The sequence below is a fragment of the Schaalia odontolytica genome (assembly GCF_005696695.1).
In the GTDB taxonomy this organism is placed as follows: domain Bacteria; phylum Actinomycetota; class Actinomycetes; order Actinomycetales; family Actinomycetaceae; genus Pauljensenia; species Pauljensenia odontolytica_C.
The window spans coordinates 220,202-234,144 of sequence record NZ_CP040006.1 but is presented as its reverse complement, the minus strand read 5'-3'; the positions used below and the strand labels follow the sequence as shown (position 1 = coordinate 234,144).

The window sequence follows — 13,943 nt, the reverse complement described above, 5'->3', positions numbered from 1 at the left end:
CGCGCTTTATTCTACCCATCACAGACAGCCACCCGCACGGCCAATACCAGCAGTCGGTCGCATTACGCGGGGTCTATCGCTCTATTCATACAGGTGAGAACGCGGGGACCACGATAAAGACGCGGGGGCGAGCCTGCGCTCGCCCCCGCCCCTGCCGATCACCACGCCACGGCCTCGCCAAGGAGCGAGGGACCGCGACGGGCACGGCCATCGATCAGTCCGACATACCGCCGCGCGTCAGCTGGTGCTCGCGGCGCTCGTCGCGCGCACGGTAGACCACCGGGGGACGCGCCACGTAGCCGACCGGCGCGCTCACCGCGTGCACGAGGCGGGTGAACGGCCACACGCAGAAGAGCAGCAGGCCAGCGACGATGTGCAGCTTGAAGCTGAGGGGCACGTCGACCATCAGATGCGCCTGCGGGTGCAGGTAGAAGATCGACCGGAACCAGACGGAGATCGTCTCGCGGTAGTCGTAGCCCTCGTGCCCACCGAGCACCTGGTTCAGCAGCGTCGCCGCGCCGCCCAGGAGCACCGGAATGGTCAGCATGACGTAGGTGACGATATCCATGCGGGTCGTCGCCACGCGCACCGACTTGTACACCAGACGGCGGTAGATCAGCATCGCGAGGCCGACGATCGTCATGATTCCGGCGATCGTACCGGGGATCGTGGCCATCAGGTGGTACACGTGCTGGGGCACGCCGGCCGCCTCGGTCCACGTCTTCGGGATCACAAGGCCGAGGATGTGGCCCATGAACACGAAGAGAACACCGAAGTGGAACAGCGGCGACGCCCAGCGCAGGATGGTCGGCTCATTCCACTGCGAGGAACGAGACGTCCAGCCGTACTGGTCCGTCTTGTAGCGCCACGCGAGGCCCACGATGAGGATCGCGAAGGACACGTAGGGCAGGACCACCCACAGGGCAATGTCCAGGAAGGACAGCGACTGCGTCTCGGCTGCAGACGCGGCATGCAAAAGTGCGGATTCCATGAACGTTACCGTCCCATCGTTGAATTGGAAGTCGGGAAGGGCGTGGCAGACAGATCGCCCACGCCCACCAGTTCGGTGGGCGGCCCCTGGCTAATGAGCTTACGGAAGCCCTCAATGGTCTTTTCGTCCGGCTCGGGCAGCGTCGCGACCAGCGCATCCAGCAGCGGCGCGTACGGGGAGTCCGCGGCGCGCAGCGCCGTGCGGATCACCTCGATACCCTCGCGGTTGGAGCGCAGCAGGCCCTCGGCCGTACCGGTCTCGTCGAAGGCCGCGAACTCCAGGACCACCGGCAGGTGATCGGGCAGCTCCTCGCGTTCCATCTCGAAACCGGCGCGGCGCAGGATCTCCTTGAAGGCCAAGATGGCCTGGCCGCGTCCGCGAGTGTCGCCGTGCGTGTAGTACGTCAGGCCGAGCGCGCAGCGTCGGCGCTGGTCGAACGTCTCCACGTAGGTGGTCTGCATGGCGCGCAGGCCAGCGGCGCGAGCGTAGCTCACGAACGTGGCCAGGGACGCCGAGGCCGGCTCCGGCAGGTTCGCCAGAGCCTCCTCGACCGCGTCCAGCTTGGTCTCGAAGTCATCCCCCGGATAGTCCAGGAGGACCGAGACCGCCATGCGCACACCGCGCGCGTCCTGCGGATCCATCTCCGTCTCCGGAGCGGCCGTAGGAATGCGCGGAATGCCGACGAAAGTACTCATCGAACGACCTCAAGGGGGAGCATCTGGCGTCCCTCCGGCGACGAGCCACCCATCGGGCGGTTCGACGTGGCGGGGGCCAGGCCGTGGAAGGCCTCGACGTCGTAGGACACCGGGCAGCCCTCGAGATCCTTGATGCCGCGAGGCATCTCGGGGTGGGCGGTCGGGATGACGAAGCGGTCGTCGTACTTAGCGATCGACAGCAGGCGGTACATCTCCTTGACCTTCTCCGGGGTCATGCCCACGGAGGCCGGGATCTCCTCGTTCGTCGGGTTATCGACGAACACGTCGCGCATGTAGGAGCGCATCGCGGCGAGGCGACGCAGCGCCAGCTCCACGGGGGCCGTATCTCCGGCCGTGAACAGGCCGGCCAGGTACTCCAGCGGGATGCGCATCTGCGAGATGGCGGACAGCAGAACCTTGTGGTCCTCGCCGTCGCTACCGGACGCGGTCACCTGGTCGACGACCGGGGAGAGCGGCGGCACGTACCAGACCATCGGCAGGGTGCGGAACTCGGGGTGCAGCGGCAGGGCAACCTCGTACTCGGTGATGAGCTTCCAGATCGGGGACTGCTGGGCGGCCGTGATCCACGAGTGGGGAACGCCGTTGGCCTGGGCCTGGGCGACCACCTGCGGGTCGTTCGGGTCGAGCAGGATCTCGCGCTGGGCGCGGTACAGGTCGCGCTCGTCCTCCTGGGACGCGGCCCAGGTGACGCGGTCCGCGTCGTAGAGCAGCACGCCCATGTAGCGCAGGCGGCCCACGCAGGTCTCCGAGCAGATGGTCGGCTGGCCGACCTCGAGGCGCGGGTAGCACAGCGTGCACTTCTCGGCCTTGCCCGTGTTGTGGTTGAAGTAGACCTTCTTGTAGGGGCAGGCCGACACGCACATGCGCCAGCCGCGGCACTGATCCTGGTCAACGAGGACGATGCCATCCTCGGTGCGCTTGTACATCGCGCCCGAGGGGCACGCCGACACGCAGGTCGGATTCAGGCAGTGCTCGCAGATGCGAGGCAGGTAGAACATGTACGCGTCCTCGATGGTCTTCGCGACCTGGAGGTTCATCTGGTGCAGGACCGGGTCCTGATCCAGGGTCTCCATGGAGCCGCCCAGGTCATCGTCCCAGTTCGGGCCCCACTCGGGCTTGTCAATGTGCTCGCCCGTGATCTTGGACTTCGCGCGGGCCGTCGGGATCGCGCGGGAGTTCGCGGGCGCCTGGAGCAGCTTGTCGTACTCGTACGTCCACGGCTCGTAGTAGTCCTTCATGGTCGGCTGCGTCGGGTTCGCGAAGATCTTCGCGAGCGAGGCGACGCGTCCGCCCTGACGGGGAACGAGGCGGCCCGTGGCGGTGCGCTTCCAGCCGCCCTTCCACTTCTTCTGGTCCTCCCAGCCGCGGGGGTAGCCCACGCCGGGACGGGTTTCGACGTTGTTGAACCAGATGTACTCGGTACCCTCGCGGTTCGTCCACACCTGCTTACAGGTGACCGAACAGGTGTGGCAGCCGATGCACTTGTCGAGGTTCATCACCATCGCGATCTGAGCCATGACCTTCATCAGAACTGCACCTCCTGGGAGCGGCGGCGGATAACCGTGACCTCGTCGCGGTTATTGCCGGTGGGACCGTAGTAGTTGAACGCGTAGGCGAACTGCGCGTATCCGCCGGCCAGGTGGGTCGGCTTAATGAAGATTCGGGTCAGCGAGTTGTGCGTACCGCCGCGCTTGCCGGACCCCTCGTTCAGCGGGGTGTTGATCTGGCGATCCTGGGCGTGGTGCATGAACACCGTGCCCTCCGGGATGCGGTGGGAGACGACAGCGCGAGCCGACACGGTGCCGTTACGGTTCTTCGCCTCGATCCACTCGTTGTCGCGCACGCCGATCTTCTCGGCGTCCTGCGGGCTCATCCACACCGTCTGGCCACCACGACCCAGCGTCAGCATGTACGGGTTGTCGTAGTACTGAGAGTGGATGGCCCACTTGTTGTGGATCGTCAGGTAGCGCACCGCGACCTCGGCCTGACCCGGCTGGCCGGGACGGTGGTCGCCGACGGGGCGCTCACCGTAGATGTGCGCCAGGTCGAGCGGCGGACGGAAGATCGGCAGGGACTCGCCCATGTCCATCATCCAGTCGTGGTCGACGTAGAACTGCGGGCGGCCCGTGAGCGTGTGCCACGGCTTGCGGCACTCGACGTTCTGCACGAAGGCGCTGTAGCGGCGACCGCCGTGCTCGGAACCCGACCACTCGGGGCTGGTGATGACGCTGCGCGGCTGCAGGACGGTGTCCTGGTAGGTGATCTTCTTTTCTTCGTCACCTTCGGCCAGGAACGCCATCTCGTTGCCGACGCGCTTTTCCAGCGTGCGGAAGCCCTGAACGGCCAGCGAGCCGTTCGTGGTGCCCGAGAAGCGCAGCGCCATGTTCGCCGCCTTGATGGCGGTGTCGCACAGCGGCATGCCCTCGCCGGCGTTGCCGTCCATCGGGGCGCGGCCGTTGAGGTCGCCGAGCTGCTCGTACGCCTCCTGCACGTTGTACGCAACGCCCTTCGAGGCCAGTCCGGCCTTGGGCAGGAGCGGACCCATGCGGTCGAACTTGTAGCCAACCTGCGTGTAGTCGCGCTCGATCGGGACCAGCTTCGGCATGGTCTTGCCGGGCGTCCACGTCTGCTCGGGAACGACGCCGTCCACCATGGTCATGGCGTCCGGGGAGTCGTGGCCCAGCGGGACCGCGACGACGTCCGTCTGGGTGTCCAGGTGGCCGGGGGCCATGCGGCCGACGAGGCGAGCCAGGGTCTGGAACACCTCGAAGTCGGTACGCGCCTCCCACGGCGGGTTCACGGCCTCGTCGAAGCAGTGCATGAAGGGGTGCATGTCCGTGGAGGACAGGTCGTGCTTCTCATACCAAGTGGCGGCGGGCAGCACGACGTCGGAGTGCAGCGTCGTCGAGGTGTTGCGGAAGTCCGCGACCCACATGAGGTCGAGCTTGCCGGGGTGAGCCTCACGCCAGTTGACGGACGCGGGGCGGTTGCCCTCTTCCAGCTCCTCGGCGTTGACCTCGTTGCCGGTACCCAGCATGTGGCGCAGGAAGAACTCGGTGCCCTTCGCGGACGAGCCAAGCAGGTTCGTACGCCAGTTCGCGAGGATCTTCGGGACGTTGTGGTGGGCGTCCGGGTCCTCGATCGCGAACTGGAGGCGACCCTCGCGCAGCTCCTGGGACACGTATTCCGCGGGGGCCATGCCGGCCTCGGCGGCCTCGCGACCCAGCTGGGTCGAGCCCTTGGAGAACGTCGGGTAGCAGGGCATCCAGCCGCGCTGAACCGACTCGACGAGGGTATCGACCAGCTGCTTGCCGTCCAGGTGCGAGGACTTGATCGGGTTCGCCATGGCCGAGGCCGGGGCCCCGTCGTAGCGCCACTGGTCGGTGGTCATGTAGTACCAGCCGGTGGAGATCATCTGGCGCGGCGGGCGCGCCCAGTCCAGGGCGAAGGTGAAGGAGCCCCAACCCATGATCGGGCGGACCTTCTCCTGACCCACGTAGTGGGCCCAGCCGCCACCGTTGCGACCCTGGGTGCCACACATTTCCGTGAGCGCCAGGAACGTACGGTACATCTCGTCGGAGTGGTAGTAGTGGTTCGTGCCGGCACCCATGAGGATCATGGAACGGCCCTCGGTCTCAACCGCGTTCTGTGCGAACTCGCGGCCGATCTTGATGGCGGCTCCGGCGGGAACCGACGTGAACTCCTCCTGCCACGCGGGGGTGCCCGGCGTGGAGGCGTCCATGTAGTCGGTGGGCCACTGGCCCGGCAGGCCCTCACGCTCGACGGCGTACTGGGCGAGCAGGATGTCGAACACGGTCGTCACGAGGCGGCCGTTGACGCGGCGCGCGGGCACGCCACGCTTCACGTAGCCGCCGCCGACCGAGGCCTGGCCGGGGGCCGCGGGCAGGTCGAAGCGCGGCAGGGCAATCTCAACGGCTTCCCACTCGTCCGTGTCCATGATGGACATGACGGGCTCGACGCCATCCAGGTTGAGGTTCCAGTGGCCGGCGCCCTCCTCGCCGAAGCGATCGGCGAGCGTGCCGCCCGGGTCCTTGACCGTGCCGTCGGCCTCGATGACGAGGGGACGGAACTGGTTGTTCTCGGTGCGCTCGGTCGTGCCTGCGGGCATCTTGGCGGCCGTCAGGAACTTGCCGGGGACCAGGGTCGTCGGGGCGACTCCCTCGTGGGCGCCCTCACCGACCTCGTTGATCTCCACCAGGAACGGGGAGTCGGTGTAGCGCTTCATGTAATCGAGGAACATGGGCTCGCGCTTGCCGACGTGGAATTCCTTGAGGATGACGTGACCCATGGACTGGGCCAGGGCGCCGTCCGTGCCGGGCTGGACGCGCAACCAGTCGTCCGCGAACTTCGTGTTGTCCGCGAAGTCCGGGGACACGACGATGACCTTCTGGCCGTGGTAGCGGGCCTCGGCCATGAAGTGAGCGTCGGGGGTACGGGTCAGCGGCAGGTTCGTGCCCCACATGATGAGGTACTGCGAGTTGAACCAGTCGCCGGCCTCGGGCACGTCGGTCTGGTCGCCGAACACCTGCGGCGAGGCCGGGGGCAGGTCCGCGTACCAGTCGTAGAAGGACAGCATGGTGGCGCCGATGAGCTCGTGGAAGCGGGCACCCGCACCGTAGGAGATCATCGACATGGCGGGGATGACCGAGAAGCCGGCGATGCGGTCGGGGCCGTACTGCTTGATCGTGTGCACGTAGGCGGCGGCGACGATCTCCATCGCCTCTTCCCACGACACGCGGACCATGCCGCCGCGGCCACGCTGCGACTTGTAGGCGCGTGCCTTCTCCGGGTCCTCGACGACCGCGGCCCACGCGTCGACGGGATCCCCGAGGCGCTTCTTGGCCTCGCGGAACATGTCGAGCAGGACGCCGCGCACGTAGGGGTACTTGATACGGGTCGGCGAGTACTCGTACCACGAGAACGCCGCACCACGCGGGCAGCCGCGGGGCTCGTACTCGGGCATGTCCGCGCCGGTCGACGGGTAGTCAGTCTGCTGGGTTTCCCAGGTGATGACGCCGTCCTTGACGAAGATCTTCCACGAGCAGGAGCCCGTGCAGTTCACGCCATGGGTGGAGCGCACGATCTTGTCGTAGCTCCAGCGGTCGCGGTAGAAGGAGTCGCCGTCGCGGCCGCCCTCAAGGAAGAGCTGGCGCGCGTCGGCGGACGCCTTGCCGCGACGCAGCCACGAGCCGAGCGCGAACAGGGTCGCGCCGGTCGCGGGCTTGACCTCGCCGCCGTAGGTCGGGAAGGTCATATCGGATTCGAGATTCGTCATGGGGTGCTCCTAAGAGTCGATTGACGAGGCAGTGGCAGGTCCGTCGGCACCACGCAGTGCCGGGTGGATCAGCCGGGGAACGGGGCGTTCTTGCGCGCGTACATGATCCAGCACAGGACCGAGCACAGGGCGCAGAAGATGGCGCAGCCCGCGAAGAAGACCGGGGCGCTGATAGCGGAGAGCGCGACGCCGACCAGGAAGGGGCCGAGGGAGGCGATCGCCGCGGTGAAGCCGATGGCGCCGCCGGCCTGGCGGGCCGGCATGATCATCGGCATCTGCTTGAAGGTACCGGCGTTACCGAAGCCGGAGAACAGGAACATGGCGAGCATGAGGCCCAGGAAGATGTAGAAGTCCGTCTTACCGGTGGGGTTGGTCAGGACCCAGGCGATGCCGCCCATGGTGACCGCCATGCCGACGCCGGAGATGAAGGTCCAGATGGCGCCGCCCATGCGGTCGCAGAAGATTCCCCAGGACATGCGGATGAGCGAGCCGATGAGGGGGCCGAGGAAGGCGTAGGTCGCGCCCTTGACACCCAGGTTGAGGGCCGACTGGTCACCGAACTGGTTGTTGATGAGGAGAGCGAAGACGGCGGAGAAGCCGGAGAAGAGGCCGAAGGTCATGACGTAGAGGATGGTCATGTACCAGGTGTTGGGGTTGGAGAAGATGTCCAGCTGCTGCTTGAGGTTGGCCTTGACGGGCACGTCACGCAGCCAGACGAAGGCGAGGATCGCCGCGAGGATGCACCACGGAACGAAGAAGATCGCTGCGTTGTAGACCCAGATGCTCTCACCGACGTGGTCGCCGGCGACCTGCTGCTGGGGCGCCAGCCAGGTCAGACCGAAAAGACCAAAGCCCATCAACACAGGACCAACAAGCAGAATGACGGACATGCCGAGGTTACCGATGCCGCCCTGCAGGCCGAGGGCCGTGCCGGACAGGCGCTTGGGGAAGAAGTAGCCGGTGGAGGGCATGTAGCCGGAGAACGCGCCGCCGCCGATGCCACACATGAAGGCCAGGGTCAGCAGGACCCAGTAGGGGGTCGTGTTGTCCTGAACGACGTAGAACCAACCAACCATGGGGATGATGCACAGCAGTGAGGTGATACCCACGAGCTTGCGGGTGCCGATGAGCGGGGGCAGGAACATGTAGATGAGGCGCAGGATGCCGGCGGCCAGGCCCGGGAGGGCGGTGAGCCAGTAGAGCTGAGACTTATCCAGGTGGAAGCCAAGGGCAGTCAGCTTGGGGGCGATCGCGCTGGGCAGGAACCACACGCAGAACGCCAGGATCAGCGAGTAGGTCGTGATCCACAGCGTGCGCCACGCGAGCTTCGAGTCCCACTTGGACTCGTCGTTGGGGTTCCAGTCAGTGAGCAGGTAGCGGCTCTTCTTGGCCGCGGGGTCGGTCGCGCTCATGGCTCTCCTCGGGTCGAAAGGGACGTCCGAGCGCGGGCATGCGCCGGACATTCTTTAACACGGAGGCTACCAATTGAAATGACGTAACCCACACGAACTCATTGGGACGTGCATCACCCTTGTAAACGCTATGAAAAGTCCCCTCGCCAGGGACATTCCTCCCGTGAACAAACAAGCAATTGACCGCTGTTAGAAAACATCGGCGTCACGAAATTAGTGGGGATTACCCGCCAATACGGCTCATGGTGCGCGACGCGCGAGCAAAGGTGTCGATATTGAGCCCGTGTGCGGCCGGCTTGGCCCACATCGCGTCGGCCCACCGGGCGGCAATCTGAGCGTCGTCCCCGTCGCCGCGCAGCAGGTCGCGCAGTGAGGTCTCCTCGGTGGAGAACAGGCAGGATCGCACCATGCCGTCCGAGGTCAGGCGGGTGCGGTCGCACGCGCTACAGAAGGGATCGGACACGGAGGCGATAACTCCGAGCCGCTTCGCGGGGTCACCGTCCACGATCCAGCGTCCCGCCGGCGAATGCGGATCCTCGCGGGGCGCGGGGGTCAGCGTGTGGCGGGTGCTCATGATGTGCAGTATCTCGTCGGCCGTCATGATGTTCTGACGATCCCACGTGTCCGGCGGGCCGATCGGCATCTGCTCGATGACGCGCAGCTCGATGCCCCGGTCCAGGCAGTAGTCGACCAGGTCGGGCAGGTCCGCCTCGTTCATGCCGCGCAGGACGAGGGCGTTGACCTTGATGGGACTCAGGCCCGCGCGGGCGGCGGCCTCGATGCCCTCCAGGACGTCGCCAAGACGGTCGCGGCGGGTGATCGCCGCAAAGTGCTCGGGGTCCAGCGAATCAAGCGAAATATTGACGCGGTTCAGGCCCGCATCCTTCAGGCCCTGGGCGCGCTTGGCCAGGCCGAGCGCATTCGTCGTGAGGGCCAGGTCAAGGGGGTTTCCCTCGTCAGTGCGCAGGTGGGAGCACGCTTCGATGATCCCCTCGAGGCCTCGGCGCAGGAGGGGTTCTCCGCCGGTGAAGCGGACTTGGCGGATCCCGAGCCGCTCGACGCCGACGCGCACGAGGCGCACGACCTCGTCGTCCGTCAGGGTTTCCTCGGTGGGCAGCCAGTCCAGGCCTTCGGGGGGCATGCAGTAGGAACAGCGCAGGTTGCAGCGGTCGGTGAGCGAGACACGCAGGTCTCGGGCCACACGCCCGAAGGTGTCGACGAGCCGCAGCGGCGCGTCACACGCCACCGCATCTGCCCCCTGAGAGGCGGAAACGAACTCGACAGACATGGCGCAACCCTACCGCGATTTGCCCTGTGTTCGCCCCTCGAAAAACAAGCTCGAACGGCATGACGCGGCCCCTGCCTCGTCGTTGAGAGAAAGGAGACAGTGGCCGCCACCCAATCAGCGTCATCGAGCGAGGATCATGCAGCCACCACCCCGGCAGTGCGAAACCAGTTCATTGCACCTGTTGGTGGCGGCCACAGCCACATTCACCCCAGCAACGGCCCACCAGGCCACGCGCGTGGGGGTTTTGCACTACACGAGGCCTTCCAACGGCGTGTCGCCGGCGTGTCGAACCCTCATGTAGTGCAATTCCCCCGACATCCACGGACGCACAGCCCAAACGCACCCCAACCACACAACCCGACCCACGCCTCGTCGAGCGAGCGCCGAGCAAACGCCCCCACACGCCTGCCCCACCCCACCTGGCCCTACACTGGTGACATGCACGATCCCGCTCTGTCTACCGCGCAGCATCGCGAGCTGATCGAGGCGCTGGCACTCAGCCACGTCCTCCCCCACGAGACGCTTCCCGTCGAGGAATGCTTGGGGCGCCGCCTGGCGGTCGACGTTTCCTCGCTGATTCCCCTCCCTCCGTTTACGAACTCCGCGATGGACGGGTTTGCGGTGTGCCGCGAGGACCTGGAGGGCGAGGGCCCGTGGACTCTGCCCGTCGCGGGCGACATTCCGGCGGGCGACACCCGCGAGAATCGCCTCGAGCGGGGGCAGGCCTGGCGCATCATGACGGGCGCGCCGATCCCCAAAGGCGCGGACACTGTCGTGAAAGTCGAGGACACGGACCACGCGGCGGGCATCGCTCAGGCGCCCGACACCGTCGAGATCCGCGTCGCCCCGAAGCAGGGCACGAATGTGCGCGTGGCGGGCGAGGCCCTCGAGGCGGGCTCCCCGGTCCTGGAGGCGGGCCACATCCTAGACGGGACGGCCCTGTCGGCCGCCGCCTCGGTCGGCCACGGCACCCTCACGGTTCTGCCCCGCCCGCGCGTCATCGTCGTCTCGACAGGCACGGAGCTCAAGCGCGCCGGCGAGGCCCTCGAGCGCGGGCAGATTCCCGATTCGAACGGCATCCTGCTGCGCGGCCTCGTCGAGGAGGCCGGCGGACGCGTCGTCGCGCACCTGCGCACGGGGGACACCCCGGCCGAGCTGCGCGCGGCCCTCGATAAGGCCCCGGAGGCCGACCTGGTCCTCACGGCCGGCGGCATTTCGGCGGGCGCCTTCGAGGTTGTGCGCCTGACGCTTGGCACGGACGCGGGCTTCCACCACGTCGCCCAGCAGCCGGGCGGCCCGCAGGGCGTGGGCTCGACGCAGGTGGGCACGGGTGGCCGCGAAACGCCGGTCATCTGCCTGCCCGGCAACCCGGTCTCGGTCTTTACGACGTTCCACATGTACGTCGCGGGCGCGCTGGCGGTCATGTCCGGCCTCGTCGCCCCGGAGCACGGCGGAACGGTCCCCAGCGGCGTCATCGCCCGCGCGCACGTGGGCTGGGACTGCCCGCCCGGAAAGACGCAGTTCATCCCACTTCGCTTCGTCTCCGGAAAGGGGGACGAGGCCGGGGCCCGCTGGGTGGAGCCGGTACACCCCCTGGGGTCGAAGTCGCACCTGGTGGCCTCGCTCGCGAACGCGGAGGCGATCGGCGTGGTCGCCCCAGACATCGAGCAGGTCGAGGCCGGCCAGGAGCTGGCGGTCGTCCCACTCGTGGGCTAACCCCACCATGGAGAGAATTAAGGAGAGGAAAACCGTGAAATTTACGCATCTGAACGAGGACGGCGCCGCCTACATGGTGGACGTGACCGCGAAGAATCCGACGGTGCGCCAGGCGAGCGCCGTGTGCCGCGTGGATTGCTCACCCGAGGTCATGCAGGCCCTGCGTGACGGCACCGTCCCGAAGGGCGACGTCCTGGCGGTGGCGCGCGTGGCCGGCATTTCGGCGGCGAAGCGCGTCCCCGAGCTGCTGCCCCTCGCGCACACGATCGGCGTGCACGGCTGCGCGGTGGACCTGAGCCTGGAGGAGGACCACGTGGCGATCCGTGCGACCGTGCGCACGGCCGACCGCACGGGCGTGGAGATGGAGGCGTTGACTTCGGTGACGGTGGCGGCTCTCGCAATCGTCGACATGGTCAAGGGGGTGGATCGCTCCGCCCGCATCCGCGAGGCGAAGATCGTGGCGAAGTCGGGCGGACGCAGCGGCGACTGGGTGCGCCCGGAGGATCCGCAGGACTGACGCCCCACTGTACGAGGAGGCCGCCCGCAGTACATCTGCCGGGCGGCCTTTTCGTTGCTATCGCAGGCTTTTAGGAGCGCGGGTGATCTCCGCCCGCGAGCTGGTCGACGATGTGGGCGACGAGAGAGCCGATGACGGCCACCGTATCGGTGACGCCGCCGCGCGAGCCGGGCGCGTTGACGACGAGGGCTCCCTCGGGGGAACGCGCGGTCACGCCGACGAGGCCTCGCGACAGGGCGGCGGACGCGACCTTTTCCTCGCCGCGGCGGCGAATCGCGTCGGCGAGGCCGTCAATGCGGGTGACGAGGAGCGGCTCGGTGGCCTCGGGGGTGACGTCGCGGGGAGAGATGCCGGTGCCGCCGGTCGTGAAGACGAAGCGGGCGCCGTCCTCCACGGCAGCAGTGATCGCGGCGCGAATGGCGTCGACCTCGTCGGGGACGATCACGACCGAGGCGTCGACGCCGTGATCGGCGAGGAGACGCGCGGCGAGGGGCCCGGAGAGGTCCTCGGCGAGGCCGGCAGAGCAGCGGTCCGAGACCGTGATGACGCGTGCCGGGATCATGTCAGTGACGAGCATTGCCACGGCGGCGGGCGGAGCGGCGCACGCGGATACCGGAGGTGATGGGGTCGACGTCGTTGAACTGGCGCGGGGACAGCTCGTAGTCGACGCGGCGCGCGGGCTCGGGCTCGAAGGCCTGCGGGAGGGGGCGCTGCGGGCGCGCGCTCTGGCGCGACGAGGCGCGCTGCGGGAACGCGGGCGGCGCGGGGATCGGTGCCGGCTGCTCTTCGACGGGTGCGGGTGCGGCCTGCACGACGGGGGCCGGCGGTTCCGTGGGCGCGGGTGCGGCGACGGGCTCCGCAGGACGAGGCCGGGGCGCGCTATCGCGCAGCGGCTGAGCCACGGGGCGGCCGGGCTGCGCGGGCGTGTAGAGGCCTTCGGGCACGGACGCGGAGGGGCGCACGTGGACGGGGCGAATCTGGGGGACGGAGCGCGTGATGGGACCGCGCGTCGTGCTCGGCGAGACCGCCGGCAGAACGGGTGCGGCGCTGCGGTAGGGCGGCTGCGAGACGGGGGCAGCGGGCCCGATCGACTCGCCCACGGGGATGTCGGCGGGGTTGTCGGCATTACCGGAGACGCGCTCCGAGAACGGGCGTCCTGCTCGACGAGGCAGGGGCGAGGCCTCGGCGCCACGGTGGCTGACCCGACCGTGCTGGGGAGGCACGGGGAAGGCTCCAGAGCGGGGGTTTTCGTCGGAAGGAGCGGGGACGGCAGGAGCGGCCGGCGCCTCGGGGGTAACGAGCTGCGCGGGAACGCCCTCACCGTGGGCGGCTTCCTCACAGGGAGCTTCCTCGTGGACCTGCTCGGGGGCCTCATCCTCCTCGTAGGGGACGACGATGGGCGCGACCAGGTCGCTGGGCTCGTGAACGGGAGCCTGGACGACGGGCATTTCGTCGGGCGTGCGGCAGCCGAGGAAGAAGGATCGCAGCTGCATGGCGGCCTCTTGGGCGAGGACGCCGCCGATGACCTCGGTCGGGTGGGGCATGCGGGCGTCGCGCAGGACATCGCGCAGGGATCCGGCGGCACCGGCCTTGGGGTCCCAGGCGCCGAAGACGACGCGGTCGATGCGGGAGGCGAGAATCGCGCCCGCACACATCGTGCAGGGCTCAAGGGTGACGATGAGCGTGCAGCCCGTCAGGCGCCAGGTACCCCTGGCACGGCCGGCCTCGCGCAGGGCGACGATTTCGGCGTGACCTGCGGGATCATGGTGAGCTTCGCGGCAGTTCCACCCGCGTCCGATGATGCGGCCGTTTTCGTCGACGACGACGGCTCCGACGGGGACGTCTCCCGTTTCGCGGGCGCGGTTGGCCAGGAAGAGGGCCTTGCCCATTGCTTCGCGGTACTGCTCATTCACGGTCACCCTCCTAGCTTACCGGCCAAATCACTGTTGGGGTAGTTGGAGTCCACAGTGACTCATGATGCTCGTGTGACGAATGAGTTTGACACGA

General features: G+C 67.8%; 10 protein-coding genes. 2 read left to right on the top strand and 8 right to left on the bottom strand.

Going from position 1 to position 13,943, the window contains the following annotated elements; genetic code table 11:
* Nucleotides 1–214 precede the first annotated feature (214 nt).
* The 6 genes from narI to moaA form a co-directional block, all read right to left on the bottom strand.
* Entirely contained in the window at nt 215–991 is a 777-nt protein-coding gene (narI, locus tag FBF35_RS01065) for a respiratory nitrate reductase subunit gamma (protein ID WP_060566210.1), read from the bottom strand.
* 5 nt (nt 992–996) lie between these two features.
* The gene (gene narJ / locus FBF35_RS01060; protein WP_060566209.1) at nt 997–1,686 is read right to left on the bottom strand and encodes a nitrate reductase molybdenum cofactor assembly chaperone; all 690 of its coding nucleotides are present in this window, start codon (nt 1,684–1,686) and stop codon (nt 997–999) included.
* A complete protein-coding gene (gene narH / locus FBF35_RS01055; protein ID WP_060566208.1) occupies nt 1,683–3,233 on the bottom strand; it encodes a nitrate reductase subunit beta in 1,551 nt (516 codons plus the stop codon). Before narH ends, narJ begins: the two co-directional genes overlap by 4 nt.
* Nucleotides 3,233–7,003: a nitrate reductase subunit alpha gene (locus FBF35_RS01050; RefSeq protein ID WP_060566207.1), complete on the bottom strand. Its 3,771-nt coding sequence runs from the start codon at nt 7,001–7,003 to the stop codon at nt 3,233–3,235. The genes narH and FBF35_RS01050 overlap by 1 nt, the downstream gene beginning before the upstream one ends.
* Nucleotides 7,004–7,071: 68 nt before the next feature.
* Nucleotides 7,072–8,415, bottom strand: coding sequence for an MFS transporter (locus FBF35_RS01045; RefSeq protein WP_060566206.1), 1,344 nt, complete (start codon nt 8,413–8,415; stop codon nt 7,072–7,074).
* Between the two features lie 223 nt (nt 8,416–8,638).
* The gene (gene moaA / locus FBF35_RS01040) at nt 8,639–9,703 is read right to left on the bottom strand and encodes a GTP 3',8-cyclase MoaA (protein ID WP_060566205.1); all 1,065 of its coding nucleotides are present in this window, start codon (nt 9,701–9,703) and stop codon (nt 8,639–8,641) included.
* Nucleotides 9,704–10,141: 438 nt separating this feature from the next.
* Here moaA and glp point away from each other — a divergent pair, with 438 nt between their 5' ends.
* Entirely contained in the window at nt 10,142–11,419 is a 1,278-nt protein-coding gene (gene glp / locus FBF35_RS01035) for a gephyrin-like molybdotransferase Glp (RefSeq protein WP_060566204.1), read from the top strand.
* A 34-nt stretch (nt 11,420–11,453) separates the two neighbouring features.
* Entirely contained in the window at nt 11,454–11,936 is a 483-nt protein-coding gene (moaC, locus tag FBF35_RS01030) for a cyclic pyranopterin monophosphate synthase MoaC (RefSeq protein WP_060566203.1), read from the top strand.
* A 70-nt stretch (nt 11,937–12,006) separates the two neighbouring features.
* Here the strand turns inward: moaC and FBF35_RS01025 are convergent, their stop codons facing one another.
* Together FBF35_RS01025 and tadA are read right to left on the bottom strand one after the other, a co-directional pair.
* Nucleotides 12,007–12,498: a molybdenum cofactor biosynthesis protein B gene (locus tag FBF35_RS01025; RefSeq protein ID WP_060566202.1), complete on the bottom strand. Its 492-nt coding sequence runs from the start codon at nt 12,496–12,498 to the stop codon at nt 12,007–12,009.
* A gap of 1 nt (nt 12,499) precedes the next feature.
* Nucleotides 12,500–13,849: a tRNA adenosine(34) deaminase TadA gene (tadA, locus tag FBF35_RS01020; protein ID WP_082632837.1), complete on the bottom strand. Its 1,350-nt coding sequence runs from the start codon at nt 13,847–13,849 to the stop codon at nt 12,500–12,502.
* Nucleotides 13,850–13,943 lie beyond the last annotated feature (94 nt).